The organism is Streptomyces sp. 5K101 (genome assembly GCF_046506645.1).
In the GTDB taxonomy this organism is placed as follows: domain Bacteria; phylum Actinomycetota; class Actinomycetes; order Streptomycetales; family Streptomycetaceae; genus Streptomyces.
In genome coordinates, this window is sequence record NZ_JBKFFO010000018.1 from 74,095 (window position 1) to 92,486 (window position 18,392).

Genomic DNA, 18,392 nt, shown 5'->3' on the forward strand with positions numbered 1-18,392 from the left:
GGTGACACCTGACCTGGCTTGCTGAGAAGCGGCCTGGAAGGATGTTGCAGTGCCCAAGCCGTATCCGAAGGAGTTCCGCGAGGACGTCGTGCGGGTCGCACGCAACCGCGAGCCCGGCGTCACGCTGGAACAGATCGCCGCCGACTTCGGGGTCCACCCGATCACGTTGTCGAAGTGGCTGCGCCGCGCCGAGACCCATGAGGGCGCCAGGCCCGCAACGACGTCGGCTGAGTCGGCCGAGCTGCGCGAGGCACGCAAACGGATCCGGTTGCTGGAGCAGGAGAACGAGGTGCTCAGGAGGGCTGCGGCGTATCTGTCACAGGCGAACCTGCCGGCAAAATGATGTACCCGCTCGTCCGTGAGCTGGCCGCCGCCGATGCCCCTCACCGGGTGCCGGTGGCGGTGACGTGCCGGGTGCTCGGGCTGGCCCGCCAGCCCTACTACCGGTGGCTGGCCCGGCCTGCCACCGACGCCGAACTTTCTGACCACCGGCATGCATGACTCGGGGCCCCGCTCGTTCCGAGGAGCGGGGCCCGAGTGGCCCTCATGGAAGTCGCGGGTGGCGGTTTCGCAGGGGTAGCGGGAGCGGAGTTCCTTGTCCAGCTCGTTGGCGACTAGAAGGAGCGAGGGGAGTGACTTCCGGTCGGCTTCGAGTGCCTTGTTGGCCATGCCGATGGCCTCGTCTATGTCGCCGGTGCGGGCCGCGGTGACTCCGAGTGTGAGGCGGGCTTCTGCGGCGCGCATGGGGGAGATCTCGGTGCCGTCGGGGCCGGTGCTGATCCGGATCACTGACCGGGCGTGGTTGGCGGCGCGCTCATCGTCTCCGAGGAGGCGGTAAGCGTCCATCTCGTAGAAGTCCCACTTGTCCGGGTCGATGATGAAGTGGTGTTCGGGGTGGTCCGGGCGGGGCAGGCGGTCCAGCCTCGCGCGTCCGGCGTCCAAGGAGTCGCGGACCAATCGGGCGTCTCCCATCCGGGCGGCTGCGCGGGCCTTGTGCGCGTACAGCTGCACACCGACGGAGTGCGTCTGGTCGGCAACGTGCCCGGCTTCGACCGCGTCGAGCATGTCCTGCCATCGGCTCTGGGTGAGGGCGAACCATGCCTCGATCTCCCACGCCCACGCCTTGATCTCGCCGTGGCCGGCCTCGTCGCCGATCCGGAGTGCTGCGGCCTTGCTGAGGTTGGCGGCCTCCCGATGGCCCCGGTCGTACTGGACGCACGCGTTCAGCAGGAACAGCCATCCGGCGTCGACGAGAAGCTCCCGGTGCTGACGTAGCGTCATCCGGCCTTCGAGCTGCTTGACGACGTACTGCAAGCCGTTCCGGGTGCGCTGGTGCAGGTAGTCGGCGTTGGCGTATGGGTAGGCGCGGGCCAACTGGTCGATGCCCTGCTCGATCGACTCCAGGGCCACACTGTTGATGTTGGACATTTCCGTTTGCCGCAGTAGTTCGGCGATGTCCCACAGGCCGGCACCGCCTTGTGCGAGAAGGGTGCTCGGGTCCCCCGGCTGGGACGTGTTCACTCGCCGCTCCAGCTCCCATGGACGTGGGGCGAGTCCAGCGAGGTGGCCGGGGATGCGCAGTCCGTCCACCACTTCAAGGATCTTGCGGTACTGGGTAATCCGGGGGCGAACGCCCTTGCCTTCGGTGTCGTCCCTGGCCATCTTGCCGATGTGCTCGCGCTTGTAGCCGACCGCCTCGGCAATCTTGGCGTAGCTGATCTTGCCGTGTCAGCCTGGCGAGTCTGAACACCTCGCCGAAATCGTGGTTGGCGATCGCTGAGCGCACGTCGGCGCGTTCAGGACGTGCGGCGGCAGGGCTGCCGGCGTCGGAGCAACTTCGGTCATCTCACTTCCCCGTGGTGATTGACCTGACATCTCTTCGGTGTCCGTCTCGCGAGTGTACCCACGTGGGGGGTCCCCAAGAGGGGGGAGCGACAGCGGGAACAGGGCGTGCATCCTCGGTTCACCCTGCCAGGAACGCCCTGGTAGACGTGACCGAGGACGGTTGATCGTGTCATGGAAACCGGAAAGGTCTTACGCGGCTTACTCCCGGCAGCAGAGACGGGAATCGTCGGGCGTGCTGAGGTAGCGGCGGCGGACCGCTTCCGCGCGCTCACTCTCCTTGCGGACGCAGAGGACACCCCGCACGCCGCGCGACACATGGCGGTCGGGACGCTGACGAGCTGGGACCTCGATGGCCTGGCCGAGGACGTGGAACTGTGCGTCTCGGAGTTGGTCGGCAACGTGGTGCTCCATGCGAACCGTTACCCGTTGGAGCCCGGCCACCGCCCGGTGATCACACTCACCCTGCGCTCCTGGCCGCGATGGCTGTTCGTGGAGGTGGCCGACGAAGACTCGGACCCGCCCACGCTGCCGCTCGGTGACGGCTTCGGTCCGGACCTGGCCGAGGACCTGCCGGAAGCGCTGTTACCCGATCACGGACGGGGGCTGCACATCGTGTGCACCCTGGCGAACGGCGTGTGGTGGACGCTTGGGGAGAGCGGCGGCAAGAGCGTCGTCTGTCGCTTCGACCTCGACAGCGGCTCTGGCGGAACCCCGTCCATGGGCGCTGATGAGGGGCGGTCGACGTGATGGCACGAGTGCTGGCGCTGCGGCTTCGGCGCGGAGATGTGGTGAGCGACCGGGGTCGACAGCGGGAGGTCAAAGCAGTGCGCTCGGACCGCCGTACCTCGGGGCGTCCGTCGGTGGTGCTGGTCTTCACGTCGGGACCCGCCCGGCGCGTGAACGCGACAGACGTAGTGGCGGTGGAGCCCGGCGGACGACGCGGTTCAGGTCGGGAGGGGCGGCGATGACTACACGGGCCGTGTGGCGCTACGCGGACTGGGTGTTGAGCACGGACACCTCCGGGAGTGGCCCGCCGTGGACACGGCGCGACTGGGCGTACTGCGGTGCGCCATCGCGCCCGAAGCGAAGATCAGCAACTCCGAGACACAGGAGGTGAAGAAGGACCGCGACGGCAACACGATCTACACCGTGGCCGTCACGGTGCGGCAGGACCGACGGCGTATCTCCGTGATCGAGATCGCCGTGTCCGGTGAGCCGAAGGGCATCGAGGAAGGCCAGATCGTCAAGGTCACGGGCCTGGTGGCGTTCGCCTGGTCGATGGGCGACCGGCACGGAATCAGCTTCCGCGCCGACGCGGTCACCGCGGTGACCGGCGCTGCGGCTGCGGGACCGGCCAAGGCCGGCGGTGGTGCGTGATGGGTGCGATCCTGCTCGCCTTCGCGCTCGCCGTACTCGCCTGGCTCCTGGTGGTCGGCGACCTGCTGCGGCGGCAGCGCCCGGCCTGGCACTGGTACGTCACCGGCTACCCGCTCACCGCATGCCGGGTGCTGTTCACCTGGCGCAAGGTCGCCATGCTCAACGACCTTGCGGTGTCCCGCCGCCCGCCGCGCGGGCTGCTCGGGGACGTGGTGGTCAAGGGTGATCCTCTGCGCCCGGTCGCTCCGCGTATCTCCTTCCCGCGCGCTACCAGCATGGGCCTGACCGTGGTCGTGCGGCTGCACGCCGGCCAGACCCCGGCGACGTACATGAAGGCGGCCGACGCGCTCATGCATGCGTGGAAGGTCCACGCCGTGCGCGTCACCTCGCCGGAACGCGGCCTCGTGCTCCTGACCGCGACGGCCAGCGATCCGCTGGAACGGCCCGGCCTGGCGACAGCTCCCGCCGCGCTGCTGTCCGCGCTCATCGGCGCACTGGAGAGCGGCGGGGCATGGGTGATGGATCTCGGTGCCGCACTGGCTCATTGCCGGTGCTACACGTTCGGGCAAGTCCACCTTGCTTGCCCGGCTGATCACCCAACTCGCGCCGCAGCCGGTTGCCCTGGTCGGCATCGACTGCAAGGGCGGGATGGAACTCGGCTTGTTCGCCGACCGGCTGAGCGCGCTCACGACATGCAGGCGCGAGGCGGTCGCGGTACTCGCCGCGCTCGTCGTCGACATGCAGGACCGCATGCGTGCCTGCCGGGCGGCGGGGGTGCGCTCGATCTGGGAGCTGCCCGACAAGCTGCGGCCCGTGCCGGTCGTCGTGATCGTCGACGAACTGGCAGAGCTGTACCTCTCCGACGGCAGACGCGAGAGCAAGGCTGAGGCGGAGCAGTGCTCCACGCTCCTCCTCCGCCTGGCCCAGCTCGGTGCCGCACTCGGCCTGCACCTGGTCGTCGCCGGGCAACGCGTCGGCTCGGATCTCGGGCCCGGAGTCACCGCACTGCGGGCCCAACTTGGCGGCCGTATCTGCCACCGGGTCAACGACCCCGGCACGGCGGAAATGACCCTCGGCGACCTCAACAAGGACGCCGTGGCGGTCGCCCAGTCGATCACTGCCGAGGAACAGGGCGTGGCCGTCTGCACCGGCCCGGACGGCGGTTGGAGCCGCGCCCGATCGCACCTGACGACGACCGAGGAAGCCATGGTCATGGCCCGGAAGCACTCGGCCATGACCCCGGACCTGCCCGCCATAGACCGCGCACTCGATGCGCTGGAAGGAGACGACAAGTGGTCAGCGAAGGTGTGGCGTTCACGTTCTCGGTGATCTTCGGGATCATCACCGTCCTCCTCGTCCGCTCCCGCGACGTACGCGCATGGGAAGCGGTCTGCGTCGGCCTCTTCGGGGTCTGCCTAGGCCAGACGCCCGTGGTCTTCACCGTCCACGGCTTCGTGACCTGGGTCATCAGCGGCTTCTCCCACACCTGAGGAGGAAGGAAAGACATGCCCATGAGTCGCGTGAGGTGCCCCCAGTGCAAGGGCGAAGGAACTCGCAGGACCTGGACCGGACGCCGGCACCGCTGCCGCGTCTGCCGGGGCACCGGAACCATCCGCTGACCTGAGACCGGCAGACCGACCACCCACGTAAGGAGCCCAACTCATGACCGACAGCGCGCCACCAACCACCCACCGTGCCGCCTCGGCGGCCCATCCCGGAAGGTCCCCACCATCACACCCGAGTTCACCTCGGCTGACAGGCGCGCCGCCCTCGACCGCGCGGCGCGCCTGCGTCAGCTCTCCGAGGCAGACCGCGACGCGATACGACTCGCCCAAGATCCCAAGTTCGCCCGATGGCTGGAGCAGATCACCGCTACCGGAGGATGCTCCCACCCGGTCCATCTGTCCGGCTCGGCGATCACGCGGGACGCCATCACGGGCGAGATCCTGCACCACTACGACACCCGTCACGAGCCCGCCGAACGCCTCTCCGTCCGCTGCCGGAACAGACGCGCGACCGTCTGCGCACCCTGCTCCCGTCTCCACGCGGGAGACACCTTCCACCTCGTCCGCGCGGGCCTGATCGGCGGCAAGACCGTCCCCGCGACAGTCCGCTACCGGCCTCGGCTCTTCGTCACCCTCACCGCTCCGTCCTTCGGGCCCGTGCACCGGGCGGGTGGTCGCTGCCGGCCCCGCCGCGACGGCGGCGCGTGCGAGCACGGTCGTCCCCTCGGCTGCCGCGCCATCCATGACGCAGCTGATTTCCTCGTCGGCCAACCCCTCTGCGCCGACTGCTACGACTACCCGGCCCACGCGCTGTGGCACGCGCACGCGGGCAAGCTCTGGGACCGCTTCGTCATCGGCGTCCGCCGTCGGCTCGCCTCGGCGGCCGGACTGACGCAGTCCCGCTTCCCGGACCACGCGCGTCTGTCCTTCGCCCGCGTCGCCGAGTACCAAAAGCGCGCCGCCGTCCACGTGCACGCGGTCGTACGCCTCGACGGCCCGGCCGGACCAGACGACGAACCCCCGGCCTGGGGCACCGTCGATCGCCTGGCCGACGCCGTTCGAGCGTCCGCGCACCGGATCGTGGTCCGTACCCCCTACAGCCCCGCCCTCGGCGAACTCGCCCTCCGCTGGGGCACCCAGGTCGACGCCCGTCCCCTGCGAGTGAACGGCCCCGGCCCCGATGACGAAGCAGTGGCCGCGTACGTCGCGAAGTACGTCACCAAGGGAGCCAGCGAGACAGGCGCCGGCACCGACCACCGACTCGCCACTTGGGACGACATTGACGCGGCACCGGTGACCGCCCACGTCCGCACCCTCATGCGCACCTGCTGGCGACTCGGCGGCCTCCCCGAGTACAAGCCACTGCACCTGCGGGCATGGGCGCACACCCTCGGCTACCGGGGCCACATCCTCACCAAGTCCCGCGCCTACTCAACCACGTACGCGGCTCTACGTGCTGACCGTGCCGAACACCAGGGCCACGGCGAACTGTCCGGCCCGGACACAACCACCGATGCCCACTGGCGCTTCGTCGGCTCCGGCCACACCCGGGGCGCTGCCCTCATCGCGGCCAGCGTTGCAGATGATCTCACCCGGAATTGGGAGATCGTCCGGGATGTCCTCCGAGAGCGGGGTGACGCTCTTGGGTGACAACGAGAGAGCAGCCCTCCCCGAGTGGATCTCACAGGTACTCGCTCGCTGGGTGCCCCCGGACGACTACGACGCCCGCATGGCAGGCGTCGTAGACAGCTATGTGGCAGACCGGCTTGCGGCGTCTATCCCTCGTCCGGATCCGGAGCTGCGGCAACCGGCGTGATCCTGATGGACGAGAGTTCAGGCGGCTTCCGGCGTCCACGGCCGACGCTGTAGACCTCGACCTCGTCGATCACGGTCGCCACGATCGCGCGTCGTCGTTCGAGGTTTTCGGCGCTCTCGTCCCGCCAGACTTCCAAGGCGTCCGTCTCGGTACGGGCCTCGGCGACCGCGGCCGCCGCCTCCCGGCTTCGGAGTTGTTGCAGCTGGCCGCGAAGATGAGTCAGGGAATCAAAGTAGTCCTCGTCCTCCATCTGTCCTTCCTTCCAACGAAGGCGGAGCAGCCGGATGCGCTCCTCAAGGGCCTTGACCTCTTCGGTCAGATCCTCGCTGGGAGCGGTCGGCGGCATCGGCTTTCGCTGGGACAGTGCCGCCTCGACCAACTCGTTCAGTCGCTCCTCGATCCACTCGTACTTCCGGCTGACCTTGCCGCATCCGAGCTCGCCGTTTGCACCAACTTGCGTCGAGTTGCAGAACGCCCGTCGGAAGGTGCGGCCCTGGATCGTGGCCCACTGGACCCGCATTGTCGACTTGCAGTACCCGCACTTGAGGAAGCCTGTATAGACGTGCTTGCGCTTGCCGGACCCGCGGCCGGCACGCGTAGCGCGGCCATCCAGTACCGCTTGGATGTTCTCCCACTCCTCGCGCGTGAGGGGGTGGGGACAGATGCTGTCGCCGATCTCCTGGCCCTTGTAGGTGACGATGCCGCCGACGCGCTCGGATCGGTACACGCGCTTGACCTTCTGGATCGTCCAGGCCGTCTGAGTTCCGACGGTGCGTGATCCCTGCGCATTCCATAAGCGAGCAACGTCCCCGGGTGTCCTGTTGCTCATCAACAGGTGATACCCACGACGGATCAAGTCGACCTCTTCCGGCACGACTCGTTGAAAGTTGGATCCGGGCTCGAATCCGAAGACTCGTGGGCCTCCCGCGTGCGGCTTGCCCTTCTCGCGGCGCTGTAGCAGCGCAGCGTTGACGCGCTCACCCATGCGCTCGGTCTCCTGCTGTGCCACCGCACCCTTGATCGTCAGGATCATCCGGCCGGACGCGGTCGAGGTGTCTTCGCCCTCCGTCGTGGCGAACTGGAAGCCGTGATCCTTCTGCTCCTCCAGGAAGTTCGTCAGCTCTGCGATACGGCGCGTGAGGCGGTCGATCGAGTACACGACAATCGCGTCGATCACCCCAGCCTTGGCGTCCCGCATCATCTCGGCGTACTGCGGACGCTTCTTACGGCTCGTGGTCGATGCTGACGTGTCGTTCTCCGGGTAGACCTTGTGCACTGTCCACCCGCGCTGCTCGCACAACTCGCGGCATGCTGTCTCCTGCCGCTTGATGCCCAGTTCCTGGCCCTTGCGGTCCTTGGTTACGAACGTAGCCGGTCAGGCGCTGGTGCCGGTGCTGGTCGCCGCCCGCGAGAACATCCTCGACCGCGACGCGTACCAGGCGGCCACGTCCTCGCCCATCGACGAGGCCGTGGCGAAGGGCACGGACGCGAGGTCGCCGTCCCGGCCGCGGCGTAAGACCTGCACCCTGCACGTGGGAGCGGGCCCGGGGACATCGACCGGCTCGTGCCGGTCGGTGTCCATCGTTGTCCGCCCCCACCAGCATGCTGCGGGGGCCCGAAAAGGGGCGTTCTCCTCGCCGTTCTCCGCCGTTCGGTCCGGCCTTCCGCCGCGCCGTACGCTTACCGCTGAGTAAGGCACGGGGTGGGAGGAACGTCGACAATGGGTGCTGTGGAGGGCGTGAGGGCCAAGCGGATGCCGCGGGCCGTGCGCGAGCAGCAGATGATGGACGCCGCCGTCCGCACCTTCGGGCAGCGCGGCTACCGGGCCGCGTCGATGGACGAGATCGCCGAGCTGGCGGGGGTCTCCAAGCCGCTCGTCTATCTGTACCTGAACTCCAAGGAAGAGCTGTTCACGGCCTGCATCCGGCGGGAGGCCAAGGCCCTGACCGAGGCCGTGCAGGCGGCCGTCGAGCCGGGCCTGTCGGCCGACCGGCAGATGTGGGCCGGCCTGGAGGCGTTCTTCCGCCACACCGCCGAGAACCCCGACGGCTGGGCCGTGCTGCACCACCAGGCGCGTACGCACGGTGAGCCGTTCGCCGCCGAGGTGGCGCGGATGCGCGAGGACATCGCCGCCTTCGTGACCGGCCTGATCGCGGCCGCGGCCCGGCAGGGCGTGCCGCCGGCGGGACACCGCGACGCCGAGCTGGCCGACCGGGACGTGACCGGCCTCGCCCAGGCGCTGGTGGGCGCCGCCGAGTCGCTGGCCGGCTGGGCGAACGAGTCCGGCGGGGTCTCGGCCAAGGAGACGGCGGGCCTCTTGATGAACTTCGCCTGGACGGGGCTCGACCGGCTCATGCGGGGGGAGCGCTGGAGCCCGCGCTGATCCCGGCGGGGCTCCGGCTCCAGGGTCCGCCTCGTCAGGACGGCGGCGGGCTCTCCACCATGACCACCTCGAACTCCTCCAGCGACACCAGGCTCGCCCGCGCCTTGCGCGTGGCCTCGCCCCGCATCGCGGCGACGGGACCGCGGGAGGCGGCGATGCTGTCCTGGTCGGCATAGACCGTGCCCACGGCTCCGCGTCCGGCGGCGCGGTCGATGAGGAGCGATCCGCCGAGGAATCCGGACAGGTTCCGCAGCCGCGGCAGGACGTCGTTCTCGAACGCGTCAGCCAGGCTGTCCGCGTCGGGCGGGGCGAAATCCAGCCGGGTCAGCCGGAAGCGGGCGCCCTCGGGCACCGACTCGGCGCGGGCCGCGACCGCGGCCTTCCAGTTGTCGACCGTCACGGTCGTCGCGAACGACGCCAGCACCTCGGCGCGCACCTGCGCCATACGGTCGGCGCTCGCCCGAAGGGCCGCTTCGTCCTCCCACCACGTTCCGGTCAGCAGCTTGCCGAGCGCGCGGTCCACGAACATGCCCGCGCCCCGGAAGCCGGGCTCTGCCACGAGCCGCTGCCTGCCTTCCGTGGTCAGTGCCTGCACGGCCCCGTCGAGCGCGGCCGGATCACCTGTCGCATACGTCGTACGAACGAACATGGCTCCATGCGACGGCCGGGCGGCGCGGTGGGCAAGGCGGCTCGTGCATTCGGGTGACGGGCCTCTGCGTCACAAAGGCAGGAGCCCCGTTCCGGACGGAACGGGGCTCCTTGGTACTGCTAAGTCGTGCGCGATCGCCGACCCGTGGCCGATCAGGCCGGGGTGACGTTCTCCGCCTGCGGGCCCTTGGGGCCCTGGGTGACGTCGAAGTTCACGACCTGGTTCTCCTCGAGGGAGCGGAAGCCGGTCGCGTTGATCGCGGAGTAGTGGACGAAGACATCCGGGCCGCCGCCGTCCTGGGCGATGAAGCCGAAGCCCTTTTCAGCGTTGAACCACTTGACGGTTCCGGTAGCCATAAGCCCTCCTATGGGCCAAAGGGTTGCCCTGCTCCAGAACCTGCAAGAAGTCTGAAAACTACAAAAGCCTGCGGGTTACATGCTCCGCAGGCTCTGTACTGCAAGGGAAACCAAACTGCAACTTGCGTCGAGCCTAGCACGCAGCGTGCGCACAGCGGTAGAGGGAAAGATCACGTCACCCGGACGTTTGATGGGGGGCTCGTCGTGCTGACGAAGCCCAGTTCGGGCGGGCCGGCGGGGACACCGCGCGGACCCGGCGCGTACCGCCGCAGAGCCCGGGTCTAGCCTCACGATGTGGACAGTCACGGTGAAAGCACAGCAACCGACATCCGTCGCAGCCGGCCGCGTGTCGGCCACATCCAGTTTCTGAACTGTCTTCCTCTTTACTGGGGGCTTGCCAGAACGGGAACTCTTCTCGACCTGGAACTGACGAAGGACACTCCCGAGAAGCTCAGTGAGCGCCTGGTGCGCGGCGAACTCGACATCGCGCCGGTCACCCTCGTGGAATTCCTGCGCAATGCGGAAGACCTCGTCGCATTTCCCGACCTCGCCGTCGGCTGCGACGGCCCCGTGATGTCCTGCGTGATCGTCTCCCAGCTGCCGCTGGAGCAGCTGGACGGGGTGCGGGTCGCGCTCGGGTCCACCTCCCGCACCTCGGTGCGCCTCGCGCAGCTGCTGCTCGCCGAGCGGTACGGGGTGGCGCCCGACTACTTCACCTGCCCGCCGGACCTCGGCGTGATGATGCAGGAGGCGGAGGCCGCCGTTCTCATCGGGGACGCCGCGCTGCGCGCCTCCCTGCACGACGCCCCCCGCCTCGGCCTGCGGGTCCACGACCTCGGGCAGATGTGGAAGGACTGGACCGGACTGCCCTTCGTCTTCGCGGTCTGGGCCGCGCGCAAGGACTACCTGGCCCGTGAGCCCGTCGTCGTGCGCAAGGTGCACGAGGCGTTCCTCGCCTCGCGTGACCTGTCCCTGGAGGAGGTCGCCAAGGTCGCCGAGCAGGCGGCGCGCTGGGAGAGCTTCGACGCCGAGCTGCTGGAGCGCTACTTCACGACGCTGGACTTCCGCTTCGGGCCCGATCAGCTCGCGGGCGTACGGGAGTTCGCGCGCAGGACGGGACCGACCACCGGTTTTCCCGCCGATGTGGACGTCGAGCTGCTCGACGGGCACCGCTGACACCCCACCCCCTCGTCTGTTGGGCGGTCCGTCGACCGGACGGTGGGTGCGGCGCCGAGCGGGCGCGGGGCGGGAGGCCCGCGGCCGGGCGCAGAGGCCGTGGCGTAGCCTGGATCGGTCCGTAGATCCGCAGAAAGACCGCCGAAAGGTGACGCCCGGTGACCGAGCAGGCCGACCTTCAGCCCGTCCTGGACCGAGCCGCCGCAGGCGGGCGGATCACCGCCGAGGAAGCGCTCGACCTCTACCGCTCCGCGCCGCTCCACGCGCTGGGCGTCGCGGCGGACGCCGTGCGCCGGCGCCGGTACGCCGGTACGGAGCACATCGCGACGTACATCATCGAGCGCAACATCAACTACACCAACGTGTGCGTCACGGCCTGCAAGTTCTGCGCCTTCTATGCCCCGCCGAAGGACACCGCCAAGGGCTGGACCCGCGACCTCGACGACATCCTGCGCCGCTGCGCGGAGACCGTCGAACTCGGCGGCACGCAGATCATGTTCCAGGGCGGCCACCACCCCGACTACGGCGTGGAGTACTACGAGAAGCACTTCGCGGCCATCAAGAAGGACTTCCCGCAGCTGGTGATCCACTCGCTCGGCGCGTCCGAGGTGGAGCACATGGCGCGGATCTCCGGCGTCTCCGTCGAGGAGGCGATCACCCGTATCCACGCGGCCGGGCTCGACTCCTTCGCGGGCGCCGGCGCCGAGCTGCTGCCGGAGCGCCCGCGCAAGGCGATCGCGCCGCTCAAGGAGTCCGGTGAGCGGTGGCTGGAGATCATGGAGATCGCGCACGGCCTCGGCGTCGAGTCGACCTCCACGATGCTGATGGGCACGGGCGAGACCAACGCCGAGCGGATCGAGCACCTGCGGATGATCCGCGACGTGCAGGACCGCACGGGCGGCTTCCGCGCCTTCATCCCGTACACGTACCAGCCCGAGAACAACCACCTCAAGGGCCGTACGCAGGCGACCCTGTTCGAGTACCTGCGCATGATCGCGATCGCGCGTCTGTTCCTCGACAACGTCGCACACATCCAGGGCTCCTGGCTGACCACGGGCAAGGAGGTCGGCCAGCTGTCGCTGCACTACGGCGCGGACGACCTCGGCTCGATCATGCTGGAGGAGAACGTCGTCTCCTCGGCCGGCGCCAAGCACCGCTCCAACCGCATGGAGATCATCGACCTGATCCGCAAGGCGGGCCGCGTGCCGGCGCAGCGCACGACGACGTACGAACACATCGTCGTGCACGAGGACCCGGCGGACGACCCGGTCGACGAGCGCGTGGTATCGCACATCTCGTCCACGGCGATCGAGGGCGGGACGGCGCACCCGGAGCTGAAGCTGCTCGGCGCCAACTGAGGCGACTGTGCTGACGATTCACGTCGGTGACCTGCTGCTGCCCGGCGGCGGACACGCGCCGGTGCCGGGCGGTGCGGTCGCCGTACGCGGCACGGAGATCGCCGCCCTCGGCCCGTACGAGGACGTGGCGGCGGCACACCCGGGTGCGCGGACGCGGCGCTGGCCGGGGGTGGTGACGCCGGGGCTGCGCCAGTGGCACGGGCACTGGCTGCTCACGCGGGTGTACCACCCCGACCCCCGCGAGGCGGACGAGCTCGGCACCGCGCCGGTCACCGGCGCGGCCTTCGACGCGCTCGCGCCCGACACGGCGCGGATGGCGGGCAGCGTGCGGCGCGGCATTCAGCGGATGCTGGCGCACGGGACGACGCACGTCGGCCTCGGCGCGGCGGCCGAGGTGCGGCAGGCCGTGGCGCGGGCCGGGCTGCGCGAGGTGCCGCGTACGGCGGTGCTCGCCCCGCCGGTCTGGGACGGCCCCGACCTCGACCCCCTCGTCGAGGGGTACGACCTGCCCGGCACCGTCCACAGTCCGCTCACCGCCGGGGGCCTCGCCGACCTGGCCGTCTTCGACGCGGCCGACGAGGCCGACCTCGTGGCCCGGGGCGCGGGTACCTGCGTCGCGACCGTCCTCGGCGGCCGGCTGGTGTACCGCCGGAGGTGAGCCGGGCACGGCCGCCGGGGCCCGAGCGGCACGCCCCGCGCCCGTCCCGCACCGCCGCGCCCCGGCACCGCAGGTGCGGGCCCGGGCGGTGCGTCGCCAGTTCCCCCGGCGGTCGTCCGCCTTCCGGCGCGCCGGTCCGGCGGATCCCGATGGGGGGCGACGCTTCCGGGAAGGCGCGTCGCCGAGCCGAGGGGGGCGAGGTGTCGGCGGGGCTCCGGTCGGCACCGGCCACGGGCCAGGAGCGGCCCACCGGGGCCGGTCTCCGCCCGGCCGGCGGGTGGAACGGGCCCGCCCGAAGTCCGGCCCGGACTCCGCTGCGCCCGCTCGGCAAGCCCCCGGCCGACGGCGTCGGGACGCCTGCGAGAATGAGCGGGTCCGCCCCTACCCGAGCATGCGAGGCCGAACGCCAGTGACCCGCGCAACCCTGGACAAGCAGCCGCACGAAGTCGCCTCGATGTTCGACGACGTGGCGGCGAACTACGACCTCACCAACGACGTGCTCTCGCTCGGTCAGGACCGGCGCTGGCGCAAGGAGGTCGCCAAGGCCGTGGACGCGCGCCCGGCGCAGAAGATCCTCGACCTCGCGGCCGGCACCGGCACCTCCTCGCTGCCGTTCACCGCCACCGGCGCGTACGTCGTCCCGTGCGACTTCTCGCTCGGCATGCTCCGCGAGGGCAAGAAGCGGCACCCGTGGCTGCCGCTGACCGCGGGCGACGCGACGAAGCTGCCGTTCGCCGACGACGTCTTCGACGCCGTGACGATCTCCTTCGGGCTGCGCAACGTGCAGGACACCGACCAGGCGCTGCGCGAGCTGTACCGGGTCACCAAGCCGGGCGGCCGTGTGGTCGTCTGCGAGTTCTCGCACGCGACGTGGGCGCCGTTCCGCACCCTGTACGAGGAGTACCTGATGCGGGCGCTGCCGCCCGTCGCCCGCGCGGTGTCCTCCAACCCGGACGCGTACGTCTACCTCGCCGAGTCGATCCAGAGCTGGCCCGACCAGCCCGCGCTCGCCCGCCGGCTCCAGCAGGCCGGCTGGACGAAGGTCGCCTGGCGCAACCTGTCCGGCGGCATCGTGGCGCTGCACCGCGGCACCAAGCCCCAGCAGTAGGCAGCAGGCAGCAGGCATGGAACACCAGTCGATCGCCGTGGACTATCAGGCGGTCCTGGAGCAGATCGCGCAGGACGTCGCCCCGCTGGTCGGCGGCGGCAGGCCCGCCGAGTACATCCCGGCCCTCGCCGGGGTCGACCCGCACCGCTTCGGCATGGCCGTCGCCGATCTCCAGGGGAACGTGTACGGGGTGGGGGACTGGCGGCACCCGTTCTCCACCCAGTCCATCACCAAGGTCTTCACCCTCGCCCTCGCGCTCGCCGCGGGCGGCGACGGCCTGTGGGAACGGGTGGGCCGTGAGCCCTCCGGCAACCCGTTCAACTCGCTGGTGCAGCTGGAGTACGAGAACGGCATCCCGCGCAATCCGTTCATCAACGCGGGCGCCCTCGTCGTCACCGACGCGCTGCAGACGCTCACCGGCGACGCCAGCAGCGAACTGCTCGAATTCCTGCGGGAGGAGAGCGGCAACAAGAACCTCGCCTTCGACCCCGAGGTCGCCGAGTCGGAGTCCGCGCACGGCGACCGCAACGCGGCGCTCGCCCACTTCATGGCCTCCTACGGCAACATCACCAACCCCGTCCCGGCCCTCCTCGACCACTACTTCTGGCAGTGCTCGATCGAGATGAGCTGCGCCGATCTGACGCGCGCCGCCCGCTTCCTGGCCCGGCACGGGCTGCGCGCGGACGGCTCGCGGCTGCTCACCCGCAGCGAGGCCAAGCAGATCAACGCGGTGATGCTCACCTGCGGCACGTACGACGCGGCCGGTGACTTCGCCTACCGCGTCGGCCTGCCCGGCAAGAGCGGGGTCGGCGGCGGGATCGTGGCCGTCGTGCCGGGCCGCTGCACGCTGTGCGTGTGGAGTCCTGGCCTGGACGCGCGGGGCAACTCGGTGGCCGGGGTGGCGGCGCTGGACAGGTTCACGACGCTGACGGGGCTGTCCGTGTTCTGAGGCGGGAACCGGCGGGGTGGCAGGATGAGTCAGTTGCTTACGTCCTCCTGATCGAGCGTCAACTTCCGTCCCCACTCGTTGCTTTCGAGTCCCGCCATGGCGTCGTACTGCGGCCACTGTGGTGCCCCGTCCCCGGACGAGGCCCGCTTCTGCATGACCTGCGGCAAGGAACGGCTGCCCCCCGAGGCCGCCCCGCCGGCACCCGTTCCCGTCCCGGCGCAGGCCCCGGCGCCCGTGCCGCCCCCGTCCGCGTACGGACCCGGTCCCGCCGCGCCCTCGTCCGTCGCGGCCTTCTTCCGGCGGGCGCTGCGCGGCGACTGGGCGGCGTCGGCACGGGCGGCGCTCTGGCCGACCGGTCTGCTGCTCGTGCTCGCGACCGCGCTGGCGATCCCGTCGTACGGCCAGGAGGACGAGGTCGTCGTCGGCTGGAGCGACCGGTTGCGGATTGCGCTCGCGCTGGTGATGCAGGGCATCGGCGGCGGGTTCGAGCTGACGGCGTCCGACGGGAGCGGGTTCGGCACCGGAGACCCATCGGACGGCCCCCGCTTCGGCTGGGGGGACGGCTCGGATGATGACGGCGATGGCTCCGGCGGTTCCGGTTTCTCCGGCGGTTCCGGTTTCTCCGGCGGTTCCGGTTTCTCCGGCGGTTCCGGATTCTCCGACGGTTCCGGATTCTCCGACTCCGGGATGGACGCCGTGACGCAGGGCACCGCGTCGCTCTCGCTCGTCCCGCTGACCGTCACCGTGCTGTGGATCGCGGCCCTGTGGACGGGAGCGCGGATGCTCCGTGCGCGCGGCGCGGGGCTCGAAGCAGCCGTACGCGTCTCGCTGCTGGTCACCGCGGCGACCCTTGTGCTCGGTCTGTTCGCCCAGCCCACGATCGAGGGCATCGAGGTCTCCTCGTCCCCGCTCCTCGCGGCGCTCGGGGGGCTGGTGCTCTCGGCGGTCGTGACGGCCGGCGTGCTCCAGCGCGACGACCTCGCCGCACGGCTGGCGCAGCGCCCCGCCGCCCGGTCCGCGCTCCGCGCCTTCGGTACGGCGGTCCGTGCGCTCGTCGTCGTCGTCGCGCTGTGCTCGCTGACCGGCTTCGCCGTCTTCGCGGCCAACGCCGACGTGGACGGCACGGCCCTGCTGACGGCGCTGCCGCTGCTGCCCAACATCGGCTTGGTGGTCCTCGGTCTGAGCTGGGGCGTGCCGGTGACGTACGACATCCGGGGCGACGCCGTCTTCTTCGGCTGGGGCTCCGAGCGCGGCAGCTTCGGTCTGGGCGAGATCTCCGACGTGTGGGGCGGCGGGGCGGTGGCGGGAGCGGTGGCGCTCGGCGTCGTCTCGGCGCTGATCCTCGGTGTGTGGGCGGCGCGCCGTTCGGCCGACCGGCGCGAGCAGCTGCTGGCGGCGGCGTTCGTGCTGGGGCTGGTGCTGCTGTTCACCGGCTTCTCCGGTGTCTCCACCGAACTGGCGGGCGGGCCGGCCGCTTTCGGCGGCCAGGGCTTCGGTGAGGTCGCACCGAGCGTGCCGGACGCGCTGCTGTTCGGGCTGCTGTGGGTGGGCGGCGCGACGTTCGTCGGTTCGCTCCTGGCCCGGCGGCCGGGACAGGGGCCGGGGCCGCAGGCGCCGTCCGCGCCGCCGCCGGTGGCGTACGGGCCCGGGGCTGCGCCCGCTGCGGTGCCGCCGTACGCGCCGGGGCAGCCCGCGCCCGGGGCTGCCGCGCCCGGGACTGCCGGGCCGGACCCGGACGCGGGCGGGCCACAGGCTTCCGCGGCCGGCGGCGGTCCGCACGACCCGTACACCGTGCACCTCGGCACCCGGCGGTCTACGGCACCGCGCCGCTGCCTGCCGGGCCGCACCCCGTCGGGCCCGGACCGCACCCCGTCGGGCCGGTGCCCGCCGGGCCGATGCCGGGCGGGGCGGGCAGCGGGGACCGCAAGCGGAAGGTCCTGCTGTGGACGGCGACGCTCACCGCCGCGTTCGTCATCGGCGGCGGGGCGGCGGCCGGGCTGCTGCTCTGGCAGGACCAACAGGACAAGGACAACGCGCCCACGACGCGGGACCGCCGGTCCGCGCCGTCGGCGCAGACCCCGGACGCCAAGCCGCAGCAGACGCCGCCGCCCGCCGCGTCGCCCTCGTCCACACCCTCGCCGTCGTCCTCTGCCTCGCCCGCGCCGTCCGCCTCCCCCGACGGCACGCTCCCGGCCGGCTTCGCGATGCGTGAGGACCCCGCCGGGTTCAGCGTGGCGGTCATGGAGGGCTGGACCCGCCGGCAGGCGGGCAGCCAGGTCTTCTACGAGGCGCCCACCGGAGGCGAGTACCTCCAGATCGGCATCATCCGGAACACCCCGATGAGCTCTTACGAGAACTTCACCGGCCTGGAGAAGAAGCACCTGGCGAACCCCGAGAGCGACTACCGGCGCCTGCACCTGGAGAAGAACACCTACCAGGGCCGCCCCGGCGCGCTCTGGGAGTTCACGCACGTCCCCGAGCCCGACGAGGGCGGCCTGGTCCGCCACGTCATCGACCAGGCCTTCGTCGCCGCCGACGGCACCGAGTACGCGATCCTCGCCGCCGGGCGGGCCGACCGCTGGGACCCGGACAAGGACCTGGTGTTCTTCACGGCGATCGCCACGTTCACGGCCGGCTGAGGCCGTCCGCCAGCTCCAGCCGGAAGCAGTAGCCGGTCTGCTGCGACACCGGGGTCGTGAACGTCTCGGCGAGCTCCATCCCAAGCCGCCGGACCACGGCGATGGACCGCTCGTTGCGGGAGTTCACCATCGCCACCACGCGCTCCACCCCCGCCGCCCGCACCCGCTCCAGCGTGGTGCGGGCGGCGGCCGTCGCGTAGCCCTTGCCCCACGCGGAGCGGGCGAGCCGCCAGCCGATCTCGATCTCACCGACCGGCCCGAAGGTCTCGTGCGGCCACGGCTGCGCGCCCGTGAAGCCCACGACCTCGCCGTGCTCGTCGAGGATCGTCCAGAAGCAGAAGCCGTGCTCGGCGTCGTGCCTGCGCTGCCGGGCGGTGAGCTCCTCGTACACCGACAGCTCGGCCGGCCTGCCCCCGTGGAACTCCATGACCTCGGGATCGTCGAAGACCCGGTGCCAGGCCAGGGCGTCCTCGTCCGTCGGGACGCGCAGCCGGATGTCGGGGGGCGGCCTGTTGCTCATGTACGGAGCCCTTCGGTCGGCGCAACTGTTCGCCCCCATAGACTGCCCATGTC

The 18,392-nt window shown here is 70.8% G+C and carries 19 protein-coding genes and 1 pseudogene; 15 read left to right on the plus strand and 5 right to left on the minus strand.

What is annotated here, in order from left to right:
- Positions 1-88 precede the first annotated feature (88 nt).
- The 7 genes and pseudogenes from ACLB9X_RS28050 to ACLB9X_RS28080 all read left to right on the plus strand — a co-directional run bounded on the left by ACLB9X_RS28050 (position 89) and on the right by ACLB9X_RS28080 (position 6,377).
- Entirely contained in the window at positions 89-343 is a 255-nt protein-coding gene (locus ACLB9X_RS28050; RefSeq protein ID WP_410363232.1) for a transposase, read from the plus strand.
- A 455-nt stretch (positions 344-798) separates the two neighbouring features.
- A complete protein-coding gene (locus ACLB9X_RS28055) occupies positions 799-1,275 on the plus strand; it encodes a hypothetical protein (protein WP_410363209.1) in 477 nt (158 codons plus the stop codon).
- A 741-nt stretch (positions 1,276-2,016) separates the two neighbouring features.
- Positions 2,017-2,592: an ATP-binding protein gene (locus tag ACLB9X_RS28060; protein WP_410363210.1), complete on the plus strand. Its 576-nt coding sequence runs from the start codon at positions 2,017-2,019 to the stop codon at positions 2,590-2,592.
- A gap of 288 nt (positions 2,593-2,880) precedes the next feature.
- On the plus strand, positions 2,881-3,222 hold the full coding sequence (locus tag ACLB9X_RS28065; RefSeq protein ID WP_410363211.1) for a hypothetical protein: 342 nt from the start codon (positions 2,881-2,883) through the stop codon (positions 3,220-3,222).
- A pseudogene (locus ACLB9X_RS28070) lies at positions 3,222-4,551 on the plus strand (FtsK/SpoIIIE domain-containing protein). The gene ACLB9X_RS28065 and the pseudogene ACLB9X_RS28070 overlap by 1 nt, the downstream one beginning before the upstream one ends.
- A complete protein-coding gene (locus ACLB9X_RS28075) occupies positions 4,515-4,712 on the plus strand; it encodes a hypothetical protein (protein ID WP_410363212.1) in 198 nt (65 codons plus the stop codon). Before ACLB9X_RS28070 ends, ACLB9X_RS28075 begins: the two are co-directional and overlap by 37 nt.
- Before the next feature lie 297 nt (positions 4,713-5,009).
- Positions 5,010-6,377, plus strand: a complete 1,368-nt coding sequence (locus ACLB9X_RS28080; RefSeq protein ID WP_410363233.1) for a replication initiator — start codon at positions 5,010-5,012, stop codon at positions 6,375-6,377.
- A gap of 125 nt (positions 6,378-6,502) precedes the next feature.
- Here ACLB9X_RS28080 and ACLB9X_RS28085 read toward each other — a convergent pair whose 3' ends face one another.
- Together ACLB9X_RS28085 and ACLB9X_RS28090 are read right to left on the minus strand one after the other, a co-directional pair.
- Positions 6,503-7,879 (minus strand): recombinase family protein, encoded by a 1,377-nt coding sequence (locus ACLB9X_RS28085; RefSeq protein WP_410363234.1) that lies wholly within the window; start codon positions 7,877-7,879, stop codon positions 6,503-6,505.
- Between the two features lie 39 nt (positions 7,880-7,918).
- Positions 7,919-8,125, minus strand: a complete 207-nt coding sequence (locus ACLB9X_RS28090; RefSeq protein ID WP_410363235.1) for a hypothetical protein — start codon at positions 8,123-8,125, stop codon at positions 7,919-7,921.
- Between the two features lie 138 nt (positions 8,126-8,263).
- Here ACLB9X_RS28090 and ACLB9X_RS28095 point away from each other — a divergent pair, with 138 nt between their 5' ends.
- Complete coding sequence (locus ACLB9X_RS28095; RefSeq protein ID WP_410363213.1) at positions 8,264-8,926, plus strand: TetR/AcrR family transcriptional regulator; 663 nt, start codon at positions 8,264-8,266, stop codon at positions 8,924-8,926.
- Positions 8,927-8,960: 34 nt separating this feature from the next.
- Here ACLB9X_RS28095 and ACLB9X_RS28100 read toward each other — a convergent pair whose 3' ends face one another.
- Both ACLB9X_RS28100 and ACLB9X_RS28105 read right to left on the minus strand, forming a co-directional pair.
- Complete coding sequence (locus ACLB9X_RS28100) at positions 8,961-9,575, minus strand: hypothetical protein (RefSeq protein WP_410363214.1); 615 nt, start codon at positions 9,573-9,575, stop codon at positions 8,961-8,963.
- A 152-nt stretch (positions 9,576-9,727) separates the two neighbouring features.
- Positions 9,728-9,931: a cold-shock protein gene (locus tag ACLB9X_RS28105; protein WP_017948713.1), complete on the minus strand. Its 204-nt coding sequence runs from the start codon at positions 9,929-9,931 to the stop codon at positions 9,728-9,730.
- A gap of 294 nt (positions 9,932-10,225) precedes the next feature.
- On the opposite strand from ACLB9X_RS28105, the gene ACLB9X_RS28110 reads away from it, so the two are divergent.
- From ACLB9X_RS28110 to ACLB9X_RS28140, 7 genes are all read left to right on the plus strand, one after another.
- A complete protein-coding gene (locus ACLB9X_RS28110; protein ID WP_410363215.1) occupies positions 10,226-11,107 on the plus strand; it encodes a menaquinone biosynthetic enzyme MqnA/MqnD family protein in 882 nt (293 codons plus the stop codon).
- Positions 11,108-11,265: 158 nt separating this feature from the next.
- Positions 11,266-12,465 carry a cyclic dehypoxanthinyl futalosine synthase gene (mqnC, locus tag ACLB9X_RS28115; RefSeq protein WP_410363216.1) on the plus strand — a complete coding sequence of 400 codons (1,200 nt, stop codon included), beginning with the start codon at positions 11,266-11,268 and terminating at the stop codon, positions 12,463-12,465.
- A 7-nt stretch (positions 12,466-12,472) separates the two neighbouring features.
- Positions 12,473-13,123 (plus strand): imidazolonepropionase-like domain-containing protein, encoded by a 651-nt coding sequence (locus ACLB9X_RS28120; protein WP_410363217.1) that lies wholly within the window; start codon positions 12,473-12,475, stop codon positions 13,121-13,123.
- A gap of 409 nt (positions 13,124-13,532) precedes the next feature.
- On the plus strand, positions 13,533-14,231 hold the full coding sequence (locus tag ACLB9X_RS28125; RefSeq protein WP_410363218.1) for a demethylmenaquinone methyltransferase: 699 nt from the start codon (positions 13,533-13,535) through the stop codon (positions 14,229-14,231).
- Between the two features lie 16 nt (positions 14,232-14,247).
- Positions 14,248-15,180, plus strand: coding sequence for a glutaminase (locus ACLB9X_RS28130; protein ID WP_410363219.1), 933 nt, complete (start codon positions 14,248-14,250; stop codon positions 15,178-15,180).
- Positions 15,181-15,276: 96 nt separating this feature from the next.
- A complete protein-coding gene (locus ACLB9X_RS28135; RefSeq protein WP_410363220.1) occupies positions 15,277-17,523 on the plus strand; it encodes a zinc ribbon domain-containing protein in 2,247 nt (748 codons plus the stop codon).
- Entirely contained in the window at positions 17,520-17,819 is a 300-nt protein-coding gene (locus ACLB9X_RS28140; protein ID WP_410363221.1) for a hypothetical protein, read from the plus strand. Before ACLB9X_RS28135 ends, ACLB9X_RS28140 begins: the two co-directional genes overlap by 4 nt.
- On the opposite strand, the gene ACLB9X_RS28145 is transcribed toward ACLB9X_RS28140, so the two are convergent.
- The gene (locus ACLB9X_RS28145; RefSeq protein ID WP_410363222.1) at positions 17,806-18,339 is read right to left on the minus strand and encodes a GNAT family N-acetyltransferase; all 534 of its coding nucleotides are present in this window, start codon (positions 18,337-18,339) and stop codon (positions 17,806-17,808) included. The genes ACLB9X_RS28140 and ACLB9X_RS28145 overlap by 14 nt on opposite strands.
- Between the last annotated feature and the right edge of the window lie 53 nt (positions 18,340-18,392).

Coding starts and splice junctions, on each gene's coding strand:
- ACLB9X_RS28100 (WP_410363214.1), bottom strand. CDS start 9,575: ATGTTCGTTCGTACGACGTATGCGACAGGTGATCCGGCCGCGCTCGAC.
- ACLB9X_RS28135 (WP_410363220.1), top strand. CDS start 15,277: ATGGCGTCGTACTGCGGCCACTGTGGTGCCCCGTCCCCGGACGAGGCC.
- ACLB9X_RS28130 (WP_410363219.1), top strand. CDS start 14,248: ATGGAACACCAGTCGATCGCCGTGGACTATCAGGCGGTCCTGGAGCAG.
- ACLB9X_RS28090 (WP_410363235.1), bottom strand. CDS start 8,125: ATGGACACCGACCGGCACGAGCCGGTCGATGTCCCCGGGCCCGCTCCC.
- ACLB9X_RS28140 (WP_410363221.1), top strand. CDS start 17,520: ATGAGCTCTTACGAGAACTTCACCGGCCTGGAGAAGAAGCACCTGGCG.
- ACLB9X_RS28145 (WP_410363222.1), bottom strand. CDS start 18,339: ATGAGCAACAGGCCGCCCCCCGACATCCGGCTGCGCGTCCCGACGGAC.
- ACLB9X_RS28095 (WP_410363213.1), top strand. CDS start 8,264: ATGGGTGCTGTGGAGGGCGTGAGGGCCAAGCGGATGCCGCGGGCCGTG.
- ACLB9X_RS28105 (WP_017948713.1), bottom strand. CDS start 9,931: ATGGCTACCGGAACCGTCAAGTGGTTCAACGCTGAAAAGGGCTTCGGC.
- ACLB9X_RS28060 (WP_410363210.1), top strand. CDS start 2,017: ATGGAAACCGGAAAGGTCTTACGCGGCTTACTCCCGGCAGCAGAGACG.